Origin of the sequence: Franconibacter sp. IITDAS19, assembly GCF_023079515.1 — a bacterium.
Classification (GTDB): Bacteria; Pseudomonadota; Gammaproteobacteria; order Enterobacterales; family Enterobacteriaceae; genus Franconibacter; species Franconibacter pulveris.
The window spans coordinates 91,816-118,235 of record NZ_JALJCP010000010.1; the positions used below are offsets into that span (position 1 = coordinate 91,816).

At 57.7% G+C, this 26,420-nt stretch carries 27 protein-coding genes and 2 pseudogenes; 12 read left to right on the forward strand and 17 right to left on the reverse strand.

Features of this window, described 5'->3' with window-relative positions; translation table 11 throughout:
* Positions 1 to 80 precede the first annotated feature (80 nt).
* The 5 genes and pseudogenes from MT962_RS20105 to dgoR form a co-directional block, all read right to left on the reverse strand.
* Positions 81 to 1,417: pseudogene (locus tag MT962_RS20105) on the reverse strand (MFS transporter).
* Positions 1,418 to 1,586: 169 nt separating this feature from the next.
* On the reverse strand, positions 1,587 to 2,735 hold the full coding sequence (gene dgoD, locus MT962_RS20110) for a galactonate dehydratase (protein WP_024556815.1): 1,149 nt from the start codon (positions 2,733 to 2,735) through the stop codon (positions 1,587 to 1,589).
* Positions 2,732 to 3,349 carry a 2-dehydro-3-deoxy-6-phosphogalactonate aldolase gene (locus MT962_RS20115; protein WP_024560864.1) on the reverse strand — a complete coding sequence of 206 codons (618 nt, stop codon included), beginning with the start codon at positions 3,347 to 3,349 and terminating at the stop codon, positions 2,732 to 2,734. Before MT962_RS20115 ends, dgoD begins: the two co-directional genes overlap by 4 nt.
* The gene (locus MT962_RS20120) at positions 3,333 to 4,217 is read right to left on the reverse strand and encodes a 2-dehydro-3-deoxygalactonokinase (RefSeq protein ID WP_247366305.1); all 885 of its coding nucleotides are present in this window, start codon (positions 4,215 to 4,217) and stop codon (positions 3,333 to 3,335) included. The genes MT962_RS20115 and MT962_RS20120 overlap by 17 nt, the downstream gene beginning before the upstream one ends.
* On the reverse strand, positions 4,214 to 4,903 hold the full coding sequence (dgoR, locus tag MT962_RS20125; RefSeq protein WP_024556818.1) for a D-galactonate utilization transcriptional regulator DgoR: 690 nt from the start codon (positions 4,901 to 4,903) through the stop codon (positions 4,214 to 4,216). Before dgoR ends, MT962_RS20120 begins: the two co-directional genes overlap by 4 nt.
* Before the next feature lie 401 nt (positions 4,904 to 5,304).
* Between dgoR and MT962_RS22330 the strand changes: the two are divergent.
* Positions 5,305 to 5,430 (forward strand): annotated as a pseudogene (locus tag MT962_RS22330) (DUF5431 family protein); the annotation flags it as partial.
* On the forward strand, positions 5,390 to 5,548 hold the full coding sequence (locus MT962_RS22335; protein ID WP_024556819.1) for a type I toxin-antitoxin system Hok family toxin: 159 nt from the start codon (positions 5,390 to 5,392) through the stop codon (positions 5,546 to 5,548). The pseudogene MT962_RS22330 and the gene MT962_RS22335, both read left to right, overlap by 41 nt.
* A 110-nt stretch (positions 5,549 to 5,658) precedes the next feature.
* On the opposite strand, the gene yidA is transcribed toward MT962_RS22335, so the two are convergent.
* The 6 genes from yidA to dnaA all read right to left on the reverse strand — a co-directional run bounded on the left by yidA (position 5,659) and on the right by dnaA (position 13,127).
* Positions 5,659 to 6,471 (reverse strand): sugar-phosphatase, encoded by an 813-nt coding sequence (gene yidA, locus MT962_RS20140; RefSeq protein ID WP_247366306.1) that lies wholly within the window; start codon positions 6,469 to 6,471, stop codon positions 5,659 to 5,661.
* Between the two features lie 153 nt (positions 6,472 to 6,624).
* Entirely contained in the window at positions 6,625 to 7,023 is a 399-nt protein-coding gene (locus tag MT962_RS20145) for a YidB family protein (protein WP_247366307.1), read from the reverse strand.
* A gap of 94 nt (positions 7,024 to 7,117) precedes the next feature.
* Positions 7,118 to 9,532: a DNA topoisomerase (ATP-hydrolyzing) subunit B gene (gene gyrB, locus MT962_RS20150; RefSeq protein ID WP_024556822.1), complete on the reverse strand. Its 2,415-nt coding sequence runs from the start codon at positions 9,530 to 9,532 to the stop codon at positions 7,118 to 7,120.
* A gap of 28 nt (positions 9,533 to 9,560) precedes the next feature.
* Positions 9,561 to 10,634, reverse strand: coding sequence for a DNA replication/repair protein RecF (recF, locus tag MT962_RS20155; protein WP_024556823.1), 1,074 nt, complete (start codon positions 10,632 to 10,634; stop codon positions 9,561 to 9,563).
* The gene (gene dnaN, locus MT962_RS20160; RefSeq protein ID WP_024556824.1) at positions 10,634 to 11,734 is read right to left on the reverse strand and encodes a DNA polymerase III subunit beta; all 1,101 of its coding nucleotides are present in this window, start codon (positions 11,732 to 11,734) and stop codon (positions 10,634 to 10,636) included. The genes recF and dnaN overlap by 1 nt, the downstream gene beginning before the upstream one ends.
* A gap of 4 nt (positions 11,735 to 11,738) precedes the next feature.
* On the reverse strand, positions 11,739 to 13,127 hold the full coding sequence (gene dnaA / locus MT962_RS20165; RefSeq protein ID WP_024556825.1) for a chromosomal replication initiator protein DnaA: 1,389 nt from the start codon (positions 13,125 to 13,127) through the stop codon (positions 11,739 to 11,741).
* A 611-nt stretch (positions 13,128 to 13,738) separates the two neighbouring features.
* Between dnaA and rpmH the strand changes: the two genes are divergently transcribed.
* From rpmH to mnmE, 5 genes are all read left to right on the forward strand, one after another.
* Entirely contained in the window at positions 13,739 to 13,879 is a 141-nt protein-coding gene (rpmH, locus tag MT962_RS20170; RefSeq protein ID WP_000831330.1) for a 50S ribosomal protein L34, read from the forward strand.
* A gap of 17 nt (positions 13,880 to 13,896) precedes the next feature.
* Positions 13,897 to 14,256, forward strand: coding sequence for a ribonuclease P protein component (gene rnpA, locus MT962_RS20175; RefSeq protein ID WP_034881900.1), 360 nt, complete (start codon positions 13,897 to 13,899; stop codon positions 14,254 to 14,256).
* Positions 14,220 to 14,477 (forward strand): membrane protein insertion efficiency factor YidD, encoded by a 258-nt coding sequence (gene yidD / locus MT962_RS20180; RefSeq protein ID WP_071788459.1) that lies wholly within the window; start codon positions 14,220 to 14,222, stop codon positions 14,475 to 14,477. Before rnpA ends, yidD begins: the two co-directional genes overlap by 37 nt.
* A gap of 2 nt (positions 14,478 to 14,479) precedes the next feature.
* Entirely contained in the window at positions 14,480 to 16,126 is a 1,647-nt protein-coding gene (gene yidC, locus MT962_RS20185; protein ID WP_024560836.1) for a membrane protein insertase YidC, read from the forward strand.
* A gap of 108 nt (positions 16,127 to 16,234) precedes the next feature.
* Positions 16,235 to 17,599: a tRNA uridine-5-carboxymethylaminomethyl(34) synthesis GTPase MnmE gene (mnmE, locus tag MT962_RS20190; RefSeq protein WP_024560835.1), complete on the forward strand. Its 1,365-nt coding sequence runs from the start codon at positions 16,235 to 16,237 to the stop codon at positions 17,597 to 17,599.
* 56 nt (positions 17,600 to 17,655) lie between these two features.
* On the opposite strand, the gene MT962_RS20195 is transcribed toward mnmE, so the two are convergent.
* On the reverse strand, positions 17,656 to 18,276 hold the full coding sequence (locus MT962_RS20195; protein WP_188724387.1) for a LysE family translocator: 621 nt from the start codon (positions 18,274 to 18,276) through the stop codon (positions 17,656 to 17,658).
* Positions 18,277 to 18,449: 173 nt separating this feature from the next.
* On the opposite strand from MT962_RS20195, the gene MT962_RS20200 reads away from it, so the two are divergent.
* A complete protein-coding gene (locus tag MT962_RS20200) occupies positions 18,450 to 19,127 on the forward strand; it encodes a hypothetical protein (protein WP_247366308.1) in 678 nt (225 codons plus the stop codon).
* Here MT962_RS20200 and MT962_RS20205 read toward each other — a convergent pair.
* Genes MT962_RS20205 through MT962_RS20215 form a run of 3 tightly spaced genes read right to left on the reverse strand, consistent with a single transcriptional unit; the run spans position 19,124 to position 20,327 of the window.
* A complete protein-coding gene (locus MT962_RS20205) occupies positions 19,124 to 19,633 on the reverse strand; it encodes a DUF4865 family protein (protein ID WP_048887586.1) in 510 nt (169 codons plus the stop codon). The two genes, MT962_RS20200 and MT962_RS20205, sit on opposite strands and share 4 nt — an antisense overlap.
* Complete coding sequence (locus tag MT962_RS20210; protein ID WP_247366309.1) at positions 19,630 to 20,019, reverse strand: tautomerase family protein; 390 nt, start codon at positions 20,017 to 20,019, stop codon at positions 19,630 to 19,632. The genes MT962_RS20205 and MT962_RS20210 overlap by 4 nt, the downstream gene beginning before the upstream one ends.
* Positions 20,019 to 20,327, reverse strand: a complete 309-nt coding sequence (locus tag MT962_RS20215; protein ID WP_024556832.1) for a carboxymuconolactone decarboxylase family protein — start codon at positions 20,325 to 20,327, stop codon at positions 20,019 to 20,021. The genes MT962_RS20210 and MT962_RS20215 overlap by 1 nt, the downstream gene beginning before the upstream one ends.
* A gap of 100 nt (positions 20,328 to 20,427) precedes the next feature.
* On the opposite strand from MT962_RS20215, the gene MT962_RS20220 reads away from it, so the two are divergent.
* The 3 genes from MT962_RS20220 to MT962_RS20230 all read left to right on the forward strand — a co-directional run bounded on the left by MT962_RS20220 (position 20,428) and on the right by MT962_RS20230 (position 22,830).
* Complete coding sequence (locus tag MT962_RS20220) at positions 20,428 to 21,309, forward strand: LysR substrate-binding domain-containing protein (RefSeq protein ID WP_247366310.1); 882 nt, start codon at positions 20,428 to 20,430, stop codon at positions 21,307 to 21,309.
* Between the two features lie 179 nt (positions 21,310 to 21,488).
* Positions 21,489 to 22,229, forward strand: coding sequence for a hypothetical protein (locus MT962_RS20225; protein ID WP_247366311.1), 741 nt, complete (start codon positions 21,489 to 21,491; stop codon positions 22,227 to 22,229).
* A gap of 34 nt (positions 22,230 to 22,263) precedes the next feature.
* On the forward strand, positions 22,264 to 22,830 hold the full coding sequence (locus MT962_RS20230) for an NADPH-dependent FMN reductase (protein WP_024556835.1): 567 nt from the start codon (positions 22,264 to 22,266) through the stop codon (positions 22,828 to 22,830).
* Positions 22,831 to 22,876: 46 nt separating this feature from the next.
* Here MT962_RS20230 and MT962_RS20235 read toward each other — a convergent pair whose 3' ends face one another.
* Complete coding sequence (locus tag MT962_RS20235; protein WP_247366312.1) at positions 22,877 to 24,214, reverse strand: NCS2 family permease; 1,338 nt, start codon at positions 24,212 to 24,214, stop codon at positions 22,877 to 22,879.
* Between the two features lie 168 nt (positions 24,215 to 24,382).
* On the opposite strand from MT962_RS20235, the gene yieH reads away from it, so the two are divergent.
* The gene (gene yieH, locus MT962_RS20240; RefSeq protein ID WP_247366313.1) at positions 24,383 to 25,048 is read left to right on the forward strand and encodes a 6-phosphogluconate phosphatase; all 666 of its coding nucleotides are present in this window, start codon (positions 24,383 to 24,385) and stop codon (positions 25,046 to 25,048) included.
* Between the two features lie 106 nt (positions 25,049 to 25,154).
* On the opposite strand, the gene MT962_RS20245 is transcribed toward yieH, so the two are convergent.
* A complete protein-coding gene (locus MT962_RS20245) occupies positions 25,155 to 26,270 on the reverse strand; it encodes an alpha/beta hydrolase-fold protein (RefSeq protein ID WP_247366324.1) in 1,116 nt (371 codons plus the stop codon).
* Positions 26,271 to 26,420: the final 150 nt, after the last annotated feature.

Consider the following 26,420-nt stretch of genomic DNA (forward strand, 5'->3'; position numbering starts at 1 on the left):
CCCGGCGCGATGCTGACAACCGGACGGTAACGCTTGTAATGCACTCCCTCGCCTGTTTTCACCTTCTCTCTTAACGGGCCTTAGCCTACGCGCTTCACCTCCCCCACCAGCAGGATGTAAGAGAGCGCGCCGATGAGCGCCACCACGGAGATGTAAACCAGCGCCGGACCGAAACCGTAATCCTGCGCCAGATAGCCAATCACCAGAGGCACGGTGATGCCGCCAAGGCCGCCGACAAAGTTGAACACCCCGCCGGTCAGGCCAATCAGGCGCATCGGCGCAAGCGAGGAGACCAGCGACCAGGTGATAGAGGCGAAGCCGTTGCCGAAGAACGCCACCGCCATCAGCGTCATGATCCACACCGGGTCATTGGTGTAGTTGGCGCCCATGATGCAAGTGGAGATGAGAAGGCCGCAGATGATGGGCGTTTTACGCGCCGCGCCCAGCGAGAAGCCTTTTTTCACCAGCTTGTCCGCGAGCCAGCCGGAGAGCAGCACGCCAAAGAAGGCGGCGAGGAACGGCACGGTGGTCATAAAACCAGCCTTCAGCGCCGTGATACCTTTCTCCTGGGTGAGATAGTTCGGGAACCAGGTCAGGAAGAACCAGAGCGTGGAGGTCACCGCAAACTGGCCGAGGTAAACGCCAATCAGCTTGCGGTGAAAGACCTGTTTCCAGTCGGCGCGGCTCAGCGGCTGGCGCTCGGTTTTGGTGGCTGGCGCGTCGCCATCCACCAGACCGCCGCCGTCGCGAATGTAATCCAGCTCCGCCTTGCTGAGGCTTTTAGTCAGGCGCGGCGGCTGGTAGACCTTAAACCAGATGAGCGACCAGATAATGCCGACGCCGCCGGTAATGATGAAGACCCAGTGCCAGCTCAGCGCTTCCTGGATCCAGATAAGCATTGGCGTAAGGAAGGCCAGGCCGACGAACTGCCCGGAGGTGTAAAAGCCCACCGCCGACGCGCGCTCCTGCTCCGGAAACCAGCTTGTTACCATACGATTGTTCGTCGGAAACGCGGGCGCTTCAAACACGCCGGTAATGGCGCGCAGGCCAATCAGCGACATCAGGCCAGTGGCGAAGCCCTGGAACAGCGTGGCGACCGACCAGCCGAAAATGGCGATGAAATAGGTCAGGCGCGAACCCACGCGGTCAAGGAACCAGCCGCCCGGGATCTGGCAGAGCGTATAAAGCCAGGCAAAGGCGGAAAAGACGTAACCCATTTCCGCTTTCGTAATGCCGAACTCTTCCTGAATATGTGCTGAAGCCACCGCCAGGTTGGCGCGGTCGACATAACAAATCACGACCGTAATAAAGATCATGACCAGCGTAAGGTAGCGCCGACGTCCGGTTTTTACGGCGGTTACAGGAATATCCATAATACTCGGTCTCCGGATTTTGGCATGGCGAGACCCCTCACCATGCCCTGTAGATTACAGAGGGTGATGTAATAAATTTTTTATTTAATAAACGCTAAATCATTTGTGCCGGGGGAAAGCGGCACGTTTATAAATCCTCAGGAACTTACAAAAGTAAGTGACCAGGGCGAATTAACGCAGCCAACGCCGTTGCAGCGCGAAGTATGACGCGCATTACCATTCAGCGACCGAACCATCATCATGCCGCCATAACGGGTTGCGCCAGTCCACCGTGTTTCGGCTGCGCTCAATAACCTGTTCTTCGTCGATTTCCACGCCGAGGCCTGGCTTCATTAATGGATAGAAATAACCACCGTCCATTTTGAAATCGTCTTTATTTTTCACAAAGTCGAGCAACTCGGCGCCCTGGTTATAGTGGATGCCCATGCTCTGCTCCTGGAATACGGCGTTGCGCGAGACAAAGTCCACGTGCAGACAGGCAGCGAGCGCAATCGGTCCCAGCGGGCAGTGCGGCGCAAGGCCCACGTCATAAGCTTCCGCCATCGCAGCGATTTTAAAGCACTCGGTAATACCGCCCGCGTGAGAGAGATCCGGTTGCAGAATGGCAAGGCCGCCCGCGTCCAGCACGCGTTTAAATTCAAAGCGCGAGAACATACGTTCGCCCGCGGCAATTGGAATGGACGTTTGCTCAGCAAGCTTCGGATAATATTCCGCCTGTTCCGCCAGCACCGGCTCTTCAATAAATAACGGGCGGTAAGGTTCCAGCTCTTTAATTAATATTTTCGCCATCGGCGCGCTGACGCGACCGTGGAAATCAAGACCAAATTCAATATCCATGCCGAACGCTTCGCGAATTTGCGCCACGGTATTTACGGCGGCATCCACTTTGCGCGCATTATCAATGACGCCTAACTCTTCGCAGCCGTTTAATTTAAAGGTGTCGAAACCGATTTTACGCAGCGTTTCGATACCCGCTATCGCTTCCGCGGGGCGGTCGCCGCCAACCCAGCTGTAGGCTTTAATTTTATCGCGCACCAGGCCGCCCATTAATTGCCATACCGGGGCGTTAAGCACTTTGCCTTTAATATCCCACAGCGCCTGATCGATACCGGCGATGGCGCTCATCAGAATAGGGCCGCCGCGATAAAAACCGCCGCGGTACATAACCTGCCACAGATCGTTAATCCGCGCCGGGTCCTGGCCAATCAGGTATTCGCCCAGCTCATGCACCGCCGCTTCCACGGTGCGGGCGCGGCCTTCAATGACCGGCTCGCCCCAGCCCACAACGCCTTCGTCAGTTTCAATCTTCAGAAACATCCAGCGGGGCGGTAAACGGTATGTCGTTAGTTTGGTGATTTTCATTGCACTGCCTCTCGATACGCCTTAACAAATGCTTTTGCCTGCTCCGCGGTGCGCTCAACGGATTGCCCCGCGCGGTATAAATCGCTGCCAAGCCCCGCGCCGACACAGCCCGCTTTCAGCCACACCGCCAGGTTTTCCGGCGTGACGCCGCCCACGGCGAAGACCGGGATGTCCGGCGGCAGCACCGCTTTTAACGCCTTGATGTAATCCGGGCCGAATGCCGAGGAGGGGAAAATTTTCAGCGACTGGGCGCCAGCGTCGATGGCGTTAAACGCCTCTGTCGCCGTGGCGCAGCCGGGGCAAACCGTCATGCCGTAGCCTACCGCGCGGCGGATAACTTCCGGCTGAATGTTTGGCGTGACGAGAAGCTGGCAGCCCATTTCCGCCAGTTCGTCCACCTGCTCAGGCTTGAGTACGGTGCCTGCGCCAATCAACGCCTTATCGCCAAAGGCGTTGACCATGGCGGGAATGCTGGTGCGCCAGTCCGGCGAGTTAAGCGGGATTTCCACCGCCTCGAACCCGGCGTCGATAACCGCCGCGACGTGCTCATGCGCCTCTTCGGGCTTGATGCCGCGTAAGATAGCGATGAGCGGAAGCCTATTCTGCCACTGCATGAGCGATACTCCTTATGCCTGCCTGAAATGCGGCGTCGCCCTCAAGCGTCTGCGCCTGGAAGCCCAGGGCGTTCAACGCCTGCTGGTAGCGCCCGGCGAGCGCCGGACTGGCGACGATAGTTAATGGCTGCTGACGGTCTGGCTGCCAGAGACGAGTCATGCTCGCCGCTTCATTGCCAATCAGCAGCCCGGAAAGAAATTCACTGACGTGCTCGCGCGCAAGGCTGCCCAGCACATGGCCTGCGCGCACTTCGAACAGACGGGCCAGCGGCGCGTCGGTTTCCAGCCCCTGCACCAGCCCCGCCTGAAAAGCGTCCGCATTAAGCTGCTGCTCCGGCAGGCCGGCGCCGATAAGCGATTGCTTCAGCAACAGGTGATGCAGCTCGCCGGTCATCACGGTGCGAAAATCATGAACCTGCTCGTTATCCGCCTGCACCCATTTGCAGTGGGTGCCGGGCATGATGTAGAGCGGCGCCGGTTGAAGCGCGCGGGCGCCGAGCAGTTGCGTCTCTTCACCGCGCATAACGTTGCGGTTATCTTCGCGCTGCACGCACAGGCCGGGAATGATAAAAACGTGTTCCGCAGCCGTGGTGAGCTGCGCGCCAAACTCCGCGAAGCGGGCCGGGCAAGGCAGATAAGGGGCGATTTTCCAGCCCGCGTTGCTGCCCACCATGCCCGCCATCAGTACGGGGGTGCTTTCGTCACGCCACCCTTCGGTGATTTCCGCCAGCACCGCTTCGGGCGTTCTGCCATTAAGACGGGTAACGCCCGCTTCCGATTTTCTGCTCTCCAGACACGCCCCGCCCTGATAAAGCCAGGCGCGAAGGTTGGTAGATCCCCAGTCGATAGCGATGTAGCGAGATGTCATGTGATTTCCTTGAGTCGTCGGGTAGAGCTGGCGATCATGGTGAGCGCCGCCTGCTCCGCCGCATCGCCGTCCTGATGCCGAATCGCATCGTATAGCGCCTTATGTTCCTGCAGGGTTTTCGGCATGTTCGCTTCATCCCCCATCCACGTCCGTTCAAACACCGCGCGTTGCAGGGAGCTAATGGCCACGCTCAGCTGCTGCAAAAGCGGGTTATGCACCGAGGCCAGCACCGCTTCGTGATAGCGAATATCCGCTTCGTTAAAAGCGTCGCGATTCTGGTTATTGGCGATCATATCGTTAAGCGCGAGCTCGATTTGCGCCAGGTCGCTTGACGTGGCGCGCTCCGCCGCCCAGCGGGCGATAGCGGGCTCCACCAGATTTCGCACCTCGCTCATCGCCGCGATAAGCCGCGGGTCGTCGTCATGCTCCAGCACCCATTGCAGCACCTCGGTATCAAGGAAATTCCACTGGTTGCGGGGCGCGACAAACGCGCCGCGATAGCGCTTCATCTCAATCAGTCGTTTCGCCATCAGCGAACGGAATACTTCACGGATAATGTTGCGCGAAGTCTCAAACTCTTCGCACAGATCCGCTTCCGCCGGTAACGCCGACCCGGGAACATACTTCCCGCTGACAATCTGGCGACCCAGCGTAACGATAATGCGGTCGGTTTTAGTGAGGGTCATGGTGATTCCTTAAACAAAGGGTAATGCCCCTTACTTTACCGTGGTTGCCGCTTTTCGCCTCTTTTTTGCAGTACAAACGTGAAGCGGCTTTCATTGTTGATGTGGTGAATGTAGTACAATCATTAACTGTTGTACTACAATCTAGATCACAAAAAAGACAATCCAGTATCTGAAAAGATAAATAAGCCTCATTCGATAGATGGGGCTTATTTATTTGTGGTTCAGGAAGCAGGAGCGCAAGGTAACTACATGATTCGTTAAGGGAAATTCAGCAAAACGCCCGTGTTTTTACGGTAGTAGCGACAGAAAGGGTGGCGGTAGAATGGCGCTGGCGCTTGAGGCTTTTTGCCTCATAAAGTCGGTAAGTGTTGTGAGGCAGAAAGAAGAAAGCCCCGAAGGTCATTTTATTAACCAACGAGGCTCACTCCTATGTCAGACAACATCAGGATAGCCTCTTACCCGCCGCAAGGCAAGGAGAAGAAGGCCATGAAAATGCCGCGAAATGCTTTGATCTGGTGCGTATTAATCGTCTGTTTAACGCTATTAATATTCACTTCGTTAATACGAAAATCGCTTTGCGAAATTCGCTATAAAGACGGGTTCAGGGAGGTTGCGGCGAGCATGGCTTGCGGATCCGGTAAGTAGACTTTCAAGGCGGGGCAACCCGCCTTTTCAAAAGATGGGTCAGGCATACCGCGAGCGCTTCTTAAAAGGGCTGTCAGCTTACGCTGACGGCCCTTTTTATTTCAGGCGCATTAACGCAGGACGAATTTATCGATAGCGTACGCCACGCCATCTTCCAGATTGGTTTTCGTGACAAAATTCGCCACCTCTTTCACCGACCCGATAGCGTTTTCCATCGCCACACCCACACCTGCGTATTCCAGCATCGCGATGTCATTCTCCTGGTCGCCAATCGCCATAACCTCTTCCGGCTTGATATTCAGCGCCTCGGCGAGTGATTTCACGCCCGTGCCTTTAGTCACCCGTTTATCCAGAATTTCCAGGAAGTACGGCGCGCTTTTCAGCACCGTGTATTTCTCCTTCACTTCCTGCGGGATGCGGGTGATGGCTTTATCAAGGATTTCCGGCTCGTCTATCATCATCACTTTCAGGAAAGTCATGTTGGGGTCCATTTTCTCCGCTTCGCAGAAGACCAGCGGAATGGTCGCCACGAATGACTCATGCACCGTATAACGGCTGATGTCGCGGTTAGCGGTATAAAGCGTGGTGCGATCGAGCGCATGGAAGTGCGAACCGACTTTGCGGGAGAGTTGCTCCAGATAGCGATAATCGTCATAACTCAACGGCGTTTGCGCCACGGCGCTGCCATCCGCCGCCTTCTGCACCAGCGCGCCGTTATAAGTGATGCAGTAGTCGCCGGGCTGGTTCATGTGCAGTTCGCGCAGGTAATTTTCCACCCCGGCATAAGGACGCCCGGTGGTGAGAACCACATTAACGCCGCGCTCGCGGGCGGCGGCAATCGCCTCCTTAACCGCAGGGGAAATGGTGTGATCCGGCAGCAGCAGCGTGCCGTCCATATCGATAGCAATAAGTTTTATGGACATAGCATTCTTTAAAGTAATGGGTTTCGTTTCCATCCTGGCACGATTTCGCGCAAAAAACAGCAGTCACAGGGCGGCAGAGGAATAGCGAAAGGTGGACCGCTCCCGTTTCAGCGCAGCGCTCTGGCTGAAACGGAGCCGTGTACAGAGCGGAGGCTAGCCGAACAGCTTTCCTTTCAGCAGCGTCATACCCGTTTTCAGCAAGTCGTTATTGGCCTCTGGGTGCAGATCTCCGTGTGGAGAGAGCGCATCGATAAGTTTTGGCAAATGCTGAGCAACCATGGCGGAAGCCGCATGCATATCAATGCCTAACTTAGCGCCAAGTTCCGTCAACGCGGGGCTGCCAAGCGCGGCGATAACCTGGTCGGCGCTCAGCAGCCTGTTGGCTTCTGACGTGCTTAGCCATGAGGCGACGATATCGCCAAAGCCGCCCTGGCGGAACTTATCCAGCAGCGCCTGGACGCCGCCCTGCTGATTTACCCAGCTTAAAATAGCCTGATATTTACCCGCATCGCCGTTTAACAGCATGCCGGCGACCTGATCAAAAAGTCCCATGAAATTCTCCTTTTATGGTTAAAAATTTCCCTTAAGGCCAGCGGCCAGATAAAAAAAAGCCGCGCTGGCGTGCGCGGCTTACGGTTTTTTGCCTTTAGATATCGATGTTCGCCGCTTTCAGGGCGTTCTCTTCGATAAAGGCGCGGCGCGGTTCTACGGCGTCGCCCATCAGCGTGGTGAAAAGCTGGTCGGCGGCGATAGCGTCTTTCACCGTTACGCGCAGCATGCGGCGGCTTTCCGGGTCCATGGTGGTTTCCCACAGTTGATCCGGGTTCATCTCGCCCAGCCCTTTATAACGCTGAATCGCCAGGCCGCGACGGGACTCTTTCACCAGCCAGTCCAGCGCCTGCTCGAAGCTCGCCACCGGCTGACGGCGTTCGCCGCGCTCGATAAACGCGTCGTCTTCAATCAGACCGCGCAGCTTCTCGCCAAGCGTGCAGAGACGACGGTATTCCGCGCCGATGACAAACTCATGGTCGAGAACGTAATCGGTATCCACGCCGTGAGTACGCACGCGCACCACCGGCTCGAAAATCGCCTGCTCGCCGTTTTCACGGACATCATATTTCCACACGCTGCCGTGCTGCTCTTTTTCATTCAGCTCGGTGATAAGCGCGGAAACCCAGCGGGTGACTTTCGCTTCGTCAGCAAGGTCGCCTTCGGTCAGCGTCGGCTGATAAACCAGCTCTTTAAGCAGCGCGCGCGGGTAACGGCGCTCCATGCGGTTAATCATCTTCTGGGCGCTGTTATATTCCGCCACCAGTTTTTCCAGCGGCTCGCCGGCAAGCGCCGGGGCGCTGGCGTTAGTGTGCAGCGTGGCGCCGTCAAGCGCGATGGAAATCTGATACTGATCCATCGCCTCATCGTCCTTAATGTACTGCTCCTGCTTGCCTTTCTTCACTTTGTAAAGCGGCGGCTGGGCGATGTAGACGTGACCGCGTTCGATGATTTCCGGCATCTGACGATAGAAGAAGGTCAACAGCAGCGTACGAATGTGCGAGCCGTCGACGTCCGCATCGGTCATGATGATGATGCTGTGATAGCGCAGTTTATCCGGGTTGTACTCATCGCGACCAATGCCGCAGCCAAGCGCGGTAATCAGCGTCGCCACTTCCTGAGAAGAGAGCATTTTGTCAAAGCGCGCTTTCTCAACGTTCAGGATTTTGCCTTTGAGCGGCAGAATCGCCTGGTTTTTACGGTTACGGCCCTGTTTGGCGGAACCGCCTGCGGAGTCACCCTCCACCAGGTAGAGTTCGGAAAGGGCCGGGTCGCGCTCCTGACAGTCCGCCAGTTTGCCCGGCAGGCCTGCGAGATCCAGCGCCCCTTTACGGCGCGTCATTTCACGCGCTTTACGGGCCGCTTCACGGGCGCGCGCCGCATCGATAATTTTACCGACGACGATTTTGGCGTCGTTCGGGTTTTCCAGCAGGTACTCCGCCAGCAACTCGTTCATCTGCTGCTCAACCGCGGATTTCACTTCGGAAGAGACCAGCTTGTCTTTGGTCTGCGAAGAGAATTTCGGGTCCGGCACTTTCACGGAAACGACGGCAATCAGACCTTCACGGGCGTCATCGCCGGTGGCGCTGACTTTCGCTTTCTTGCTGTAGCCCTCTTTATCCATGTAGGCGTTCAGCGTACGGGTCATCGCTGCGCGAAAGCCCGCAAGGTGCGTACCGCCGTCGCGCTGCGGAATGTTGTTGGTGAAGCAGTAAATGTTTTCCTGGAAACCATCGTTCCACTGCAGCGCCACTTCCACGCCGATGCCGTCTTTCTCGGTGGAGAAATAGAAGATATTCGGGTGGATAGGCGTTTTGTTCTTGTTGAGATATTCAACAAACGCCTTGATGCCGCCTTCGTAATGGAAGTGATCCTGCTTGCCGTCGCGCTTGTCGATAAGGCGAATAGAGACGCCAGAGTTCAGGAACGACAGCTCGCGCAGACGCTTGGCCAGAATTTCGTACTCAAACTCGGTCACGTTGGTGAAGGTTTCAAGGCTCGGCCAGAAACGCACCTGCGTACCGGTCTGTTCGGTTTCGCCAGTGACCGCCAGCGGCGCCTGCGGCACGCCATGCACGTAAGTCTGCTGATGCACTTTGCCTTCGCGGCGGATAACCAGCTCCAGCTTCTGCGACAGGGCGTTAACAACCGAAACCCCCACGCCGTGCAGACCGCCGGAGACTTTATAGGAGTTATCGTCGAACTTACCGCCCGCGTGCAGCACGGTCATGATAACTTCCGCCGCCGAAACGCCTTCTTCCGGGTGAATACCGGTCGGGATGCCGCGACCATCGTCCGATACCGACACGGAGTTGTCGGCATGGATAGTCACGACAATATCTTTACAGTGACCCGCGAGCGCTTCGTCGATAGCGTTATCCACAACCTCGAATACCATGTGGTGCAGACCGGTGCCGTCATCCGTGTCGCCGATATACATGCCCGGGCGCTTACGCACCGCATCCAGCCCTTTCAGGACTTTGATACTGGAGGAGTCATAAGAATTCGACATCAACGTTTCTCGCTCATTTAAACTTCGGTTAATCCGTTATTTTACCCTGATCGACAGCGAACATCTTCGAATTTTTGTCCGCCATGTCCATTACGTGTTCAGCGCTTATCGCGCTGACAAACACCTGGGATTGCGTAGCCTTTAAACGGCTCGCTAATAGACCGCGACGGACATCATCGAGTTCAGAGGCAAAATCATCTATCAGATAAAGGCAGCGTCGCCCGCTTTCACGGGTAAGAAACTCCCCTTGCGCCAGACGCAGCGCGCACATCAGCAGCTTTAACTGTCCGCGCGACAGCGTATCTTCCACCGGCGCACCGTCGGCGCGGATGCGAAAGTCGGCTTTATGCGGGCCGTGCGCGGTATAGGTCAGCAGCCGATCGCGCTCAAAGCTGCGCTCCAGCACGTCGGCGTAATCGCTCTCTTTCTCCCAGCCGCGCTGGAAGGAGAAGCTTAAGGTGAATTCAGGTAAAAATTGCGCGCAGGTATCGGCCATGTCATTGGCGAGCGCCTCGCTGTAGTCGGCCCGCCACTGGCTTATCTGCTGCGCCAGCGGCACCAGTTCACGATCCCACGGACGAAGCTGCTCGTAGCGGGTGACCTGGCGCAGCGCGGCGTTGCGCTGTTTAAGCAGGCGTTTTAAGTTGCTCCAGGCGACAAAAAATCCCGGCTCGTTGTGAAAGCATCCCCAGTCAAGGAACGCTCTTCTGTATTTGGGGCCGCCGCCGAGCAAAGTAAACCCCTCAGGGGTAATTAATTGCATCGGCATCAGAAGCGCCAGCTCCGCCACTTTGTGGCCGTCGGAACCGTCAATGCGCACCTTGCTTTCGCCCTGCCTGTCTTTGGTCAAACCAACGGAGATTTCCCGCTCTTCTCCCTGCAGGCGGCCGTGCAGCACAAACGCCTCCTGCTCATGGCGGATAACCCGGCCAATTTGCAGGCTGCGAAACGCCCGGCCGTGGCCCAGCGTATAGATAGCTTCCAGCACGCTGGTTTTGCCGCTGCCGTTGGCGCCAACCAGAAAGTTAAAACCGGGAGAGAGAGCGAGATCCGCGCTTTCGATGTTACGAAAGTCGCGGATCAGCAGGCGAGAAAGCGACATCAGAGTCTCATTGGCATAACGACATAGGCCGCCGACGAGCTGGCGCTGTCTTCAATCTGCACGCTGGAAACGGAGTCGGTCAGCAGAATGCGCACGTTCTCGCATTTGAGCGCGTTCAGCACATCGAGCACGTAGCTGACGTTGAAGCCGATTTCCATCTCCGCTCCGCCGTAGGTGACGTCCAGAATCTCTTCCGCCTCTTCCTGTTCAGGGTTATTGGCGGTAATGCGAATCTGGTTTTCACTCACGTAAAGACGCACGCCGCGGAATTTCTCGTTGGAGAGAATGGCCGCGCGGGCGAAAGCCTGCTTGAGCAGATCGCAGCCCGCCTCCAGCGTTTTGTCCGGGTTTTTCGGCAGCACGCGGCGATAATCCGGGAAACGGCCATCCACCAGCTTGGAGGTGAAGATGAAATCGTTCACGTGGGCGCGGATGTTGTTGCTGCCAATCTGGATACGCAGCGGGCTGTCGCCGCCGTCCAGCATGCGCATCAGCTCCAGCACCCCTTTACGCGGCACGATCACCGAATGGTTCGGCAGCGGCTGGCCAATCGGCATAGAGCAGACCGCCAGACGGTGGCCGTCGGTCGCTACCGTGCGCAGCTCTTCGCCTTCGGTTTCAAACAGCATGCCGTTTAAGTAGTAGCGCACGTCCTGATGAGCCATGGAGAACTGCGTGGCTTCAATCAGCCGTTTCATGGTCGCCTGGGGAAGCGTAAATTCGACTTCGCTCTGCCAGTCGTCCAGGTTCGGGAAATCCGCCGCCGGCAGCGTGGAAAGCGAGAAGCGGCTGCGTCCGGAGCGCACCAGCATACGGTCGCCCTCCAGCTGCACAGCAATTTCCGCCCCTTCCGGCAAGCCGCGGCAGATATCAAAGAATTTACGCGCCGGCACCGTGGTGGCGCCGGGCTCGTGGGGTTGCGCCAACGCTACGCGCGCCACCATTTCCATTTCCAGATCGGTGCCGGTTAACGACAGGGCGCCATCCGCTACCTGCAACAGCAGGTTGCCGAGAATAGGCAACGTCGGGCGGCCGCCGAGCGGGCCGCTGACCTGCTGGAGCGGCTTTAATAAATGTTCACGTTCAACGGTAAATTTCATAGCGTCACGAAGAGAGTGTTCTGATTAAATTGGAAAAATCTTCTTTGATATCGTGGCTTTCCTCACGCAGCTGCTCGATTTTACGGCAGGCGTGCAGCACGGTGGTATGGTCGCGGCCACCGAATGCGTCGCCAATCTCAGGCAGGCTGTGGTTGGTTAGCTCTTTGGCGAGCGCCATCGCCATCTGGCGCGGACGCGCAACCGAGCGGGAACGCCGCTTGGAAAGCAGGTCTGCGACCTTGATCTTATAGTACTCCGCCACCGTCTTCTGAATATTGTCGATGGTGACCAGTTTTTCCTGTAACGCCAGCAGATCGCGCAGGGCTTCGCGCACAAAATCGATAGTGATCGCGCGCCCCGTAAAGTTGGCGTTGGCAATAACGCGATTCAGCGCCCCTTCAAGCTCTCGTACATTGGAGCGCAGGCGCTTGGCGATAAAAAACGCCACTTCGCCCGGCAGGCGAATGTCGTTCTCATCGGCTTTCTTCATCAGGATCGCCACGCGGGTTTCCAGCTCCGGCGGCTCGATAGCCACCGTCAGGCCCCAGCCGAAGCGAGACTTCAGGCGGTCTTCCACGCCGTTAATCTCTTTCGGGTAGCGATCCGACGTCAGGATTATCTGCTGATTGCCTTCCAGCAAGGCGTTAAAGGTATGAAAGAACTCTTCCTGCGAACGCTCTTTATTGGCGAAGAACTGGATGTCATCGATAAGCAGCGCGTCTACCGAGCGGTAGTAGCGCTTGAACTCTTCAATGGCGTTGTTCTGCAGCGCCTTTACCATATCCTGCACAAAGCGTTCGGAGTGCATGTACACCACTTTGGCATTGGGCTTGCGCGCCATAATGCCGTTACCTACCGCGTGCAGCAGGTGGGTTTTACCGAGGCCCGTGCCGCCATAAAGGAAAAGCGGGTTATAAGCGCCGCCAGGATTGTCCGCCACCTGGCGGGCCGCCGCGCGCGCCAGCTGGTTCGACTTACCTTCCACAAAGTTATCAAACGTGTGTTTTACGTTGACGTTCGAGCGGTAGGAGGGCTCCGCCGGCGCGGGCACATTGTCCCAGCTTGGGCGTACGGGCGGGGCGACTGGCGCCGCGACAGGCGCAGGCTTCACCGCATGGTTTACCGGCGCGGCCGCCTGGGCCGTGACGGGCTTGCTGCCGACTTCAAAACGCAGGAGCGGCGCGTCAGTGCCGCAAAAATCATTTAACAGTCCGTTGATATTATTGAGGTATTTGTCCCTTACCCAATCGAGCACAAACCGATTTGGCGCATACAAAGCCAGCGTGTTATCGCTCAGTTCCGCCTGTAGGGGGCGTATCCACATACTGAATTCTGTGGCTGGTAACTCATCCTGCAATCGGGCAAGACACTGCTGCCAAAGCGAAAGTGACACGGCGGACTCCACTCGAACAAAGTCGATAAAAGACGAAGACTGAAACATTCATGATTGTTGACACATGCGGGTCAAACCCCGAAACGGGAGGCATGCGAACCGCTATTTGCGGTTTTTAACCCGAGGCTGTCGATCCGGGGATCGCGATCGGGACCGCGGATCATAGCCTAAAGCGAGCCAGAGATCTTCTGTTTCTCACAGATTCTTCATGATTTATCCACAGGGACGCAACGGGCCGATTAAGTGTAAACGATCCTGTTGCCCCTGCGGCGCGATTTAGACGGCATATCGGAAAATTAAATGACGATCGCCAGAAAAAGCCTCGTCTGATCGCATTAAGATCCCGCCGGATCCTTGCGCTTTGCCCCTGAGGCCGTATAATTTGCCACCCGCTGCGGTTCCCGCAGCTTGAGGGCTTAATTTCTGCGCGTTTACTGCTCAAAAAACGGGCGCGACGGCGCGGGAAATAAGGAAAGTGAATTGACTCCGGAGTGTACAATTATTACAATCCGGCCTCTTTAATCATCCTTGACTTCGCCGCCAGACGTTCGGCTGTCCGTTCGCCCTTATGCAAAGTCAGTGAATTTATTCAAGTTTAGGTAGAAATCGCCATGAAACGCACTTTTCAACCGTCTGTACTGAAGCGCAACCGTTCTCACGGCTTCCGTGCTCGTATGGCTACTAAAAATGGTCGTCAGGTTCTGGCACGTCGTCGTGCTAAAGGCCGTGCTCGTCTGACCGTTTCCAAGTAATAAAAGCTAACCCACTAGTGGTTAAGCTCGCATTTCCCAGGGAGTTACGTTTGTTAACTCCCACTCATTTCACTTTCGTCTTCCAGCAACCACAACGGGCTGGCACGCCGCAAATCACCATTCTCGGCCGCCTTAATTCGCTGGGGCATCCCCGTATCGGTCTTACCGTCGCCAAAAAGAACGTCAAGCGCGCCCATGAACGCAACCGGATTAAACGTCTGACGCGTGAAAGCTTCCGTTTACGTCAGCATGAACTGCCGCCCATGGATTTTGTGGTGGTGGCGAAAAGGGGTGTCGCCGATCTCGATAACCGGGCGCTTTCGGAAGCGTTGGAAAAGTTATGGCGTCGCCATTGTCGCCTGGCTCGCGGCTCCTGATAGCCCTCATTCGGGTCTATCAACGATTTATTAGCCCCTTGCTTGGGCCACATTGTCGTTTTCAACCCACCTGTTCGCAGTATGGAATTGAGGCCTTACGCAGGTTTGGGGTGATAAAAGGCAGTTGGTTGACAGTGAAACGCGTATTAAAATGCCACCCTTTGAACCCGGGTGGAGACGACCCCGTCCCGCCAGGACCTTTTGATACCAGAGAACACTAACGATGGATTCGCAACGCAATCTTCTTGTCATCGCTTTGTTGTTCGTGTCTTTCATGATCTGGCAAGCCTGGGAGCAGGATAAAAATCCTCAGCCTCAGACGCAGCAGACCACGCAGACTACGACCACCGCAGCGGGTAGCGCCGCAAGCCAGGGCGTACCGGCCAGTGGCCAGGGGAAACTCATTACCGTTAAGACAGACGTCCTTTCTCTTACCATCAACACCCGTGGTGGCGATGTAGAGCAGGCGCTGCTGTTGACCTACCCGAAAGAGCTCGGCTCTAACGAACCTTTCCAGCTGCTGGAAACCACCCCGGAGTTTATCTACCAGGCGCAGAGCGGCCTGACTGGCCGTGACGGCCCGGATAACCCGGCAAACGGCGCGCGTCCGCTGTATAACGTTACACAGGATGCTTTCACCCTGGCGGACGGTCAGAACGAACTGGCTATCCCGATGACGTACACCGACGCGGCGGGCAACACCTTCACCAAAACGTTCGTCCTCAAGCGCGGCGACTATGCGGTGAATGTAGGTTACAGCGTGCAGAACGCCAGCCAGAAGCCGCTGGAAGTCTCCGCTTTCGGTCAGTTGAAGCAATCCATCAACCTGCCCGCTCACCGCGATACCGGCAGCAACAACTTTGCGTTGCACACTTTCCGCGGCGCGGCTTACTCCACGCCTGACGAGAAGTATGAGAAGTACAAGTTCGACACCATCGCTGATAACGAGAACCTGAGCATCAGCTCCAAAGGCGGCTGGGTGGCGATGCTGCAACAGTATTTCGCTACCGCGTGGGTTCCGCGTAACGATGTAGACAACAACTTCTACACCTCCAACCTTGGCAACGGCGTTGCGGCTATCGGCTACAAATCGCAGCCGGTACTGGTGCAGCCGGGCCAGACGGGCCAGTTGACCAGCACCTTGTGGGTCGGCCCGGAGATTCAGGACAAGATGGCCGCCGTTGCGCCGCACCTTGACCTGACGGTGGATTACGGCTGGCTGTGGTTTATCTCTCAGCCGCTGTTCAAGCTGCTGAAGTGGATCCACAGCTTCCTCGGCAACTGGGGCTTCTCCATCATCGTTATCACCTTTATCGTTCGTGGCATCATGTACCCGCTGACCAAAGCGCAGTACACCTCCATGGCGAAAATGCGCATGCTGCAGCCGAAGATTCAGGCGATGCGCGAGCGTCTGGGTGACGACAAACAGCGTATGAGCCAGGAGATGATGGCGCTCTATAAAGCAGAGAAAGTAAACCCGCTGGGTGGTTGCTTCCCGCTGCTGATTCAGATGCCTATCTTCCTTGCGCTGTACTACATGCTGATGGGCTCCGTAGAGCTGCGCCACGCGCCGTTCGCGCTCTGGATCCATGACCTGTCCGCGCAGGACCCGTATTACATCCTGCCGATCCTGATGGGCGTGACGATGTTCTTCATTCAGAAGATGTCGCCGACCACCGTGACCGACCCGATGCAGCAGAAGATCATGACCTTTATGCCGGTCATCTTCACGGTCTTCTTCCTGTGGTTCCCGTCCGGTCTGGTGCTGTACTATATCGTCAGCAACCTGGTGACCATCCTTCAGCAGCAGCTGATCTACCGCGGTCTGGAAAAACGCGGTCTGCACAGCCGCGAGAAGAAGAAGTCCTGACAGCGCACGCGCTAATGTGGAAGGCGGTCATCTGACCGCCTTTTTTATTTTCACCGGACGGGTAAGCGAAACCTGCCCGCCAGTAAGAACCAACAACAGAGAACGACCATGAGCCATAGCGATACCATCGTCGCCCAGGCCACCCCACCCGGACGCGGCGGCGTGGGCATTCTGCGCATTTCCGGTAAGCTTGCCCGGGACGTCGCGCAGGCCGTGCTGGGCAAGCTGCCTAAGCCGCGTTACGCCGACTATCTGCCGTTTAAAGATAGCGATAACACCCCGCTCGACCAGGGCATCGCGCTGTGGTTCCCGGGGCCGAACTCCTTTACCGGCGAAGATGTGCTGGAGCTGCAGGGCCACGGCGGCCCGGTGATTCTGGATTTGCTGCTTAAGCGCATCCTGACGCTTCCCGGCGTGCGTATCGCCCGCCCCGGCGAGTTCTCCGAGCGCGCGTTTCTTAACGATAAGCTCGACCTCGCTCAGGCGGAGGCGATTGCCGACCTGATTGACGCCAGCTCTGAGCAGGCGGCGCGCTCGGCGCTTAACTCGCTTCAGGGCGCCTTCTCCGCCCGCGTTAACCATCTGGTGGAAGCGCTTACTCACCTGCGCATCTTTGTGGAAGCGGCCATCGACTTCCCGGATGAAGAGATAGATTTCCTCTCGGACGGCAAAATCGAAGCGCAGCTCAACACGGTGATTGCCGATCTCGACGCGGTGCGCGCCGAAGCGCGCCAGGGCAGTCTGCTGCGTGAAGGGATGAAAGTGGTTATCGCCGGGCGCCCTAACGCCGGCAAATCAAGCCTGCTGAACGCGCTGGCGGGCCGTGAAGCGGCCATCGTCACCGATATCGCCGGCACCACCCGCGACGTGCTGCGCGAGCACATCCACATCGACGGCATGCCGCTGCACATCATCGATACCGCAGGCCTGCGCGAAGCGAGCGACGAAGTAGAGCGCATCGGCATCGAGCGCGCCTGGAAAGAGATTGAACAGGCGGACCGCGTGCTGTTTATGGTGGATGGCACTACCACCGACGCCGTGGACCCGGCGCAAATCTGGCCGGATTTTATGGCGCGTCTGCCGCAGACCCTGCCGATTACCGTCGTACGCAATAAAGCGGACGTTACCGGCGAAGCGCCAGGCCTGACAGAAGTAAACGGTCACTCACTTATTCGTCTGTCGGCCCGTTCCGGCGATGGCGTGGAGGTGCTGCGCGATCATCTGAAAAGCAGCATGGGCTTCGATACCAACATGGAAGGCGGCTTTCTGGCGCGTCGTCGCCATCTGCAGGCGCTGGAAGAGGCAGCCGCCCATCTGCAACAGGGCAAAGCGCAGCTGCTGGGCGCCTGGGCGGGCGAGCTGCTGGCGGAAGAGTTAAGGCTGGCGCAGCAAAGCTTAAGCGAGATAACCGGCGAGTTTACCTCTGACGACCTGCTGGGAAGAATTTTCTCCAGTTTCTGTATCGGCAAGTAACGGCCTCAATAAAAAACCCGCTTCGGCGGGTTTTTTTATGTCTGCTGATTGAACGCTTAGCGCTTGCTGAAAGCCAGCTTCGCGGCGAAAGCCATAAACAGCAGTCCGGTTGAGCGATCCATCCACTTCACCACGGTCGGTTTGCTGAGCGCGCCGGAAACCGAGCGCGTGGCGAGGATAAGCGTTAACGACCAGAGTGTACCGATAAGCACGTGGATAGCCACCAGCAGAAAGGTCCACTCCATCGGCGCATGGCCTGCCGGAATAAACTGCGGCAGAAACGAGACATAAAAGACGCCCATCTTCGGGTTAAGCACGTTGCCGAGCAGGCCGCGCAGAAACCAGTTCGTGCTCTTCGAACCGTTAGCCGCAGAAGCAGTAAAAGACTCACGCGGGCGGAATAGCAACTGCACGCCCAACCACAGCAGGTAAGCCGCGCCGCACCATTTCAGGAGGTTATAGGCCACTTCGGAAACGGCAATCAGCGCGCCCAGGCCAAACGCCACCAGCGCCCCCCAGACAAAACACCCGGCGTCGATGCCCAGCGCGGCGTGAAACGCTTTTTTGCCCCCTTCGACGGAGGCGGTGCGCAGAATAAGCGCCGTGTCGAGACCAGGCGTTAGCGTCAAAAGGGTAGCGGCCAGGCAGTAGGCAAGCAGGGCGTCAGTTACGGACATGTTTCTCTCCTGAAAGAAGCGAAAAATGCCAAATGCCGCCGTGATGATCAATCCCTTTCGCCCTGCCCCGCCTGATTTTGGGGTAGCCTGGACGAACGACATAAAATACGTTTCGTTAATAGCGCGCAATAAGGGCTATCCTTTCCGCCATCGTTAATTTCAGGGAAAGCATTATGCCGCACGCCGCTTTAACCACGCTTTATGAAGAGACCAGCGCGCGCACGCTCGCGCTCTGGCGCAACGCGCCGGGCATCGGTGAAACCATGCAGAGCGACTATTACGACAAGACTCGATTTGCGCCCGCTACCGGCATCCAGCCCCCGCTTTCGGCTGCGTTGCGGGTATTGCTTGAAGAGGTTAACACCCTTGCCGAAGGCGACCCGCTGGCGGATGCGATGCCGCTTAATGGCCTGCACTTTACCTTTCTGGCCGTTACCCTTCCGCTTTACCAACGCCAGCAGCGGCCGGAAAAGCTTGCCGAGCTGCTTGAGATTTGGGAGGCGTACCGCGCCAGGCCCACCTGCATTAGCGAACTTCAGCTGGTGGCGCTGCCGGGGCAGTTATTGCTGGCGGGCATTCCGGACAGCGACAGCGCGGCGGCGCGCAAAGCGCTGGCGCAGCGCCTGTTACGTTCCGGCTGGCGAGATGAAATCACCGCACGCTACCACAACACGCCGCTGCCGCCGCCCTTCTGGCACAGCACCCTGCTGCGCTACCGGGCGCAGCGGCTGCCGGAGCCGTGGCGTGAGTTTTTCCTGACGCGCCGGCAGCAGCGCTATGGCGCCGTGAGCGCGCCGCGTCAGCTGGTCATGACGAACTACAACTGGACGCAGGTGGACACGCTGGATTAACCACAGGCGACATAGCCTGTACGGTAATAGTCATAGCCCGGCTGTGGTACGGCGGGCGGCGCAGCAAGAAAATCTGCGCGCAACCATGACCAGCGGCTGACGTCCCACGCGGCGAGCATCGCTTGTGGTAAGGCGAACTCGCTGAAAGGCGCAACGGGTTCGCTTCGCAAGGCAATGACCTTTGCGGCCTTCACCTCTGCGACATCAGGCAGGCGACGAGCCAGCCAGCTGTCGATATGCGGCCAGCCAAACTGGCGGGTCAGCGCGGCAAAGCCCGGGCTTTCCAGAAAGCGCGCCATAGAATCCGCGTCGCGCCAGCAGTAAAGCGGCGCGTAACGGTTCTCACGGCTCGCCAGCGCCGCGTCATCCCGCCGTGACCAGAGGTACGTTTTAAAGATAAGACCGGGAAAGCCGTCAAGCTTCGCGCCATTGTCGGCGATGCGCTGCGCAATCTTCGCCATGTCATAATCGGCGGGCAACGTGAAACGGTATTGCATGACTATCATAATGCCTCCGGGACAAACATCTTGCCGCCGCCAAAGCTCCACTCTTCTGCGGTATTGAACTGAATCACGATCATCACATCATCAGGATGAATGCCCAGCGCCTCGTGCAGACGCGACGCCAGCGCGCGATACAGGTTTTGCTTCTGTTCGCGGCTGCGCGGTTTCCCGGCGGTAATCAGAAAGAGGATAAAGTTGTCGCTGCGCGCGCCGGTCAGGTAATGACGGTCATAAATCAGCCGCCCGGCAGGCAGCGTTTCAATGACCTGAAAGCAGTCATCAGGCGGTACGGCGAACTCCGCCACCAGCGTGTCGTGCAGCAGCGTCGAGAGGGTGCGCAGCGCCTGCTCGCTGCGCCCTTCCTGTAAAACGATACGGGTCAGCGGCATCAGCGCGGCTCCTCTTCAAGGCAGCCGAGCGCGGAAACCGCCGCCGGCCAGCCGGCATAAAAGGCCAGATGGGTAAACGCTTCGACGATTTGCTCACGCGTTAGCCCATTACGGGCGGCGAACGCCAGATGCCAGGGAAGCTGCTGCGTACGGCCAAGGGCGGCAAGCGCGGCGAGCGTTATCAGGCTGCGTTCGCGGGGCGTCAGTTCCGGACGTTGCCAGATATCGCCAAACAGCACCTGCTGGCTAAGTTCAGCGAGTTTCGGGGCGAGATCCGCCAGCGTGTGTTGATCAAGGCGTTGCGGCATAGCTTTTCTCCTCTGCTTACGATGACGCCATTGTGCGCAGCTGATAGGATTTAAAAAATCGCAATATTCAGAACCCATCATCCCGAAAAACAGGACTGTTATGGAGAAGCTTCCCGTCGCGCTGGATACCGACGCCCTGCGCAGTTTCGTCACCGGCATTGAGCTTGGCAGCTTTGCGCTGGCGGCCGGGCGCCTGTGCCGCTCTACTTCCGCCGTCAGCGCGCAGCTACGCAAGCTGGAACAGCAATGCGGCACAACGCTTGTGACAAAACAGGGGCGCGGGCTTGCGCTTACGCCAGGCGGCGAGCTGCTGTTGAGCTACGCCAGAAGGCTGCTGGCGCTGAATGACGAAGCGCTGCTGGCGGTGAAAGGCGAACTGTTGCAGGGCGAGATAAGCCTGGGAATGCAGGAAGATTTTGGCGAAACGCTGATGCCGGAAATTTTAGGGCAGTTCAGCCGCCAGCATCCCGGCCTGCGCCTTACCGCACACGTGGCGCGCAACAAAGCGCTGGTGGAAGGCATAGCGCGCGGCGAGCTGGATCTGGCGCTGGCCTGGCAGCCGGAAACGCTGCCAGCCGGGGCTTGTCTGTTAAAACAGCTGGAGCTGCAATGGATAAGCCACCCGATGCTGGATCTTAGCGCTTACCTTAACGGAAGCGCGCCGCTGCCGCTGGTGGTCTTTGACGCCCCCTGCCTGATGCGCAGCCGCGCCATCGCCGCACTCGATCGGGCGAACATTGCCTGGCGCATCGCCTTTACCAGCCGCAGCCTGAGCGGCATCTGGGCGGCGGTCAGCGCTGGTCTTGGCGTAACGGTGCGTACGCGGCTGGGCATGCCCGCTTCGCTTATGCCGCTACCTGCGCTAACGCTTCCTTCTCCGGGTTCGCTTGGCGTTGCTCTGCTGAAGGCGGATAACCGCGCTTCGCCGCCGCTCACTCAACTAAGCGACGTGGTGAAAAAGGCGGTGCAAAACAGCATCTGAAGCGTGTCGCACGCCTCACGGTAAAGATATATTTGTAAAGATGCTTCAACCGGTCTGGTCAGCTTCCCTTTTTCGCATTAAAACCTAAACATAAGTTTGCTGACTGGATTCTGATCTACCATTCACAGATTCTATGTTCTAAGCCTTATCATTATCTGACCATTATCACGGAGCGACGAATGGCAACGCATTTCGCACGAGGGACGTTTAACGCCGATCACCTAATCTCGCCCAGGCTCTCCGAGGAGTGCTATAACGAAGCGCGGGAGCTGCCTGAACATCGCCGTCACCGCTTTCTGGCTTCTCGCTCGCTGCTGGCGGAGCTCATGTTCATGCTTTACGGCTTAAAAACGTTGCCCTCTTTAAGTCGCGACGAGCAGGGGCGCCCGCACTTCAGCGATGCAGGTCTTGCGGATTTTTCTCTCTCGTATGCCGGAAATCTGGTCGGCGTGGCGCTGACGACCGAGGGGCGCTGCGGTCTGGGTATGGAACTGCAGCGCATCGCCCGCAACCTTTCGCACCCGCTCGCCTCGCGCTGCGAACCCGGATTAACCAGCAATGAAACCATCTGGATAGCCAATCAGAACGATCCCGTCGAGGCAAAATCTCAACTGATGACGCTGCGCCGCAGCGTGCTGAAACTCACCGGCCAGCCGAAGCAGGAACTGCAACTGCTGCCCGGCGCCGGCAGGCTGCGCGTGGCCGATACGCCCAACGTCGAAGCGGTCTGCGATGCGGAAGACGTGCTGGTCTGGGCGATAGCGGTATCGCCGACCACGGATAAGCTCAAAGTCTGGGAATTCGATATGCAACAAGGCTGGCGCGGCCTGCCGGATACGCAAAAGCGCACCCAGGGGGCCGAGGCGCGCCTGATGCGCTTCACCAGCCTGCCCGCCGAGAAAGCGCTTATACTCAACTGATCGTTTATTGCTACCGCTTACCGAAGGAGAGACCATGTCCGAAACGCTGAAAGTTGTCACGCTGCTGGGCAGCCTGCGCAAAGGTTCCTTTAACGCCATGGTGGCGCGCACGTTGCCAAAAATCGCCCCGGCGGGGCTGGAAGTGAGCGCGCTGCCCTCAATCGGCGATATTCCGCTTTATGACGCCGATATTCAGCAGGAAGAGGGCTTTCCGCAGAGCGTGGAAGCGATAGCGGAGCAGATCCGCCAGGCGGACGGGCTGGTAATTGTGACGCCGGAGTATAACTACTCGGTGCCAGGCGGCCTGAAAAACGCCATCGACTGGCTTTCGCGTCTGCCGGAACAGCCGCTGGCGGGCAAACCGGTGCTTATCCAGACCAGTTCCATGGGCGCCATCGGCGGCGCGCGCTGCCAGTATCATCTGCGCCAGATCCTGGTCTTTTTGGACGCCATGGTAATGAACAAGCCGGAATTTATGGGCGGGGTGATTCAGAACAAAGTCGACCCGCAGACGGGCGAAGTGATAGATCAAAGCACGCTGGACCATCTCACCGGCCAGTTGACCGCCTTCGCCGACTATATCCAGCGGGTGCGCAACTAACAAAAAGGGCCAGCGATGCTGGCCCTTTTCTTTTAACGCTCAGGCTTTAGTGCGCGTCGATAAAGACAATCTTCAACACGAACAGCAGCGCGACAACCACGACGCAGAGGCTGAGGTCTTTAAAGCGACCGGTGAAGATCTTCATGATGCAATAAGAGATAAAGCCCAGCGCGATGCCTTCGGTAATCGAGAAGCTAAACGGCATCATCACGGCGGTGATAAATGCCGGCACCGCTTCCGTCAGGTCATCCCATTTCACGCGCGACAGGCTGGAGGTCATCAGCACCCCGACGTAAATCAGCGCGCCAGCGGCGGCGTACGGCGGCACCATGCTCGCCAGCGGCGAGAGGAAAATCACCACCAGGAACAGCAGGCCCACCACAATCGCCGTCAGGCCGGTGCGCCCGCCAACGGAGACACCGGAAGAGGATTCGATATAGGCGGTTACCGAAGAGGTGCCGATAAACGACCCGGTTACGGAAGAGATACTGTCCACATACAGCGCCTGCTTCATGCGCGGGAACTTACCCTGCTCGTCGGTGAGACCCGCTTTATCCGTCACGCCAATCAGCGTACCGGAGGAGTCGAACAGGTTTACCAGCATAAAGGAGAAGATAACGCCCGCGAGACCAATATTCAGGGAGCCGGCGAGATCCACCTGGCCTACGACAGAGAGCACGCTCGGCGGCGCAGAAACAATGCCAGTGTAATGCACATCGCCCAGCATCCAGCCCAGCAGGGTGGTGACGATGATGGAAACCAGCACCGCCGCATGAATGTTACGCGACGCGAGAATGGCGATAATGAAGAAGCCGAGCGCCCCCAGCAGCGTGCTATGGGACGTAAGGTTGCCGATGCTGACCAGCGTTTCCGGATTCGCGACAATCACGCCTGCGTTTTTCAGGCCCATCATGCCGATAAACAGGCCAATGCCGCTGGTGATACCGACGCGCAGGCTCAGCGGAATATTGGCGATCATCCAGTAGCGCACGCGGAAAATCGTCAGCAGCAGCAGGCCAACGGCGCCCCAGAAAATCGCGCCCATGCCCACCTGCCAGGAGAGACCCATTGCGCCTACCACTACAAAAGCGAAAAAGGCGTTCAGCCCCATCGCCGGCGCCAGTGCGACCGGCAGGTTCGCGAACAGGCCCATCAGGATGCTGCCGAAGGCGGCAATCAGACAGGTGGTGACGAAGACCGCGTGGGTGTCCATCCCCGCCGCGCCCAGGATTTGCGGGTTAACAAAGACGATGTAAACCATCGTCAGGAAGGTGGTAAAACCGGCAATCACCTCGGTGCGCGCCGTCGTGCCGTGCGCGCGCAATTTAAACACGCGCTCAAGCAGCCCCTGGCCGGAGCCCTGGGCAGTGTGTTGTTGGCTCATTCTCAATTCCGTGCAAAAGGAGGGAAAATTCGCCGCTATCCTATACCAAAAAGCGGCGATGTTGACGCTCGTCACACACTTTTTTTCATTGATTTTGCTTATACGGCATCGATTGCGTGGCGTAAACCGCTTAGAGTAAACGTTCAACTTGCGATAACAGGAAACGGCATGTCCCGTATTGAAGCGATCTTTTTCGACTGCGATGGCACGCTGGTGGACAGCGAAGTCATCTGCTCACGCGCCTATGTTCATATGTTTGCGCAGTGGGGCATTCAGCTTGAGCTGGACGAGGTGTTCAAACGGTTCAAGGGCGTAAAGCTCTATGAAATCATCGATACCATCAACGGCGAATATGGCGTAAACCTGCAAAAGGCGGATCTGGAGCCGGTTTATCGCGCCGAAGTGGCGCGGCTCTTTGAGGCCGAACTGGTGGAGATCCCAGGGGCGGCGGCGCTGCTTGATAAGGTCACGGTGCCGATGTGCATCGTATCCAACGGGCCGGTGAGCAAGATGCAACAGTCGCTTGGCAAAACCGGCATGTTGCGCCATTTTCCCGATAAGCTTTACAGCGGCTACGACATTCAGCGCTGGAAGCCCGACCCGGCGCTGATGCACTTTGCCGCTGACGCGATGCAGGTAGAGGTGAAAAACTGCATTCTGGTGGATGATTCCGCCGCGGGTGCCAGGGCAGGCATCGCCGCGGGCATGCAGGTGTTCTATTTTTGCGCCGACCCGCATAATCCGCCGCTCGATAATCCCAACGTCACAGTGTTTACTGACCTGGCGGAGTTGCCTGCGCTGTGGCGGGAACGCGGCTGGGAAGTCACGCTTTAAATGTTTCCTCCTCTCCCTTTCAGTGTGAAAGGGAGAGGCGCGCTTATCAACGTGCCGGGCGGCTCCCTCTTGCGTGAGCCGCTCGGGAGTTAGCGCAACAGCCACCTTAAAAGATCTTCTGCACCCACGCGGCGTAGGCCGGACGCCAGACATCCATCTCATGACCCAGCCCTGGGTATTCGACGTAATCAAACTTCACTTTCTGGCGCTCAAGCTCGGTTTTAAGCCCGGCGATATCTTTCCCGGTCACGCTGTCTTTATCGCCCACCACCAGCGTGAAGTTACGCAACTGCTGGTTGATCTCGTCGGCGCGCGAAAGCTGTTTCGTTACCTCATCATTGGGCACCGTTGCGGTGGTGACGCCGCTGAAAGAGGCCAGCCAGCCGAAACTTTGCAGATGGCTCATGCCGGAGACCAGCGCCTGGTAACCGCCCTGGGACAGTCCGGCCAGCGCGCGGCCCTCGGCGTCTTTGCGCACGTTAAAACGCTGCCCGATCAGCGGAATGATATCGTTCATTAACTCTTTGTCCGCGGCCTGGGCGTTAATCGGGTAGAAATCCTTGCGCCGGTCGGCGGGCGGGAAGTTTTCCGGCACCGCTTCGCTGATGTCCGTTTCGGTATCCGGCACCACGACCAGCATTGGTTTGATTTTGCCCTCAGCCAGCAGGTTATCCATGATTTGTGGAATACGCCCCTGGGTAATCGCCGAAAGCCCGGTATCGCCGAAGCCGTGATAGAAGTAGAGCACCGGCAGCGGGTCGCTCTCCTGGCTGTAGCCCGGCGGCGTCCAGACATAAACCTTGCGCTCTGATTTCAGCGCGCCAGAGCGATAGCTTAGCGTGATGAGATCGCCGTGCGGCACCGCCCGGTCATCAATAATGCTGCCTGGCACCAGGATAAGCGACGTATTGGGCTGGCGCTGGGGCTTAACGTAGGGGTTGCCGGTATCGATAGAGCGGAAGCCGTCAACGTCGAAAAAGTATTCATAAAGGTTGGGCTTCATCGGCTCGCTTTTCCATGTCCAGGCGCCGTTCGCCTCTTTTTTCATCTCATGCGACACCTGGCTGTCCACCGTTGAGCCAGTCACCACGGCGACGCGCTTCGCCGCAGGCGCGAACAGGCGGAACGTGATCGATTTGTCGTCATTGACCTGCGTAATGAACTGGTTTAGCGGCACCGCCTGGTCAGGCGCGGCGGGCAACGGCGACGCGTGCAGCGGCATAACGGCGGCTGCGATAAGCAAAGCAAGCGGGCTAATCAGACGTTTCACAAGCGTGTTCCTTTTCACAGGTAGCGGAGTGGCAGTAAAAGTATTGCGTAAAATCAGCCGCTTCGGGAAAAAGTTCAGCCTCATTTCCGCATAAGCAGACTG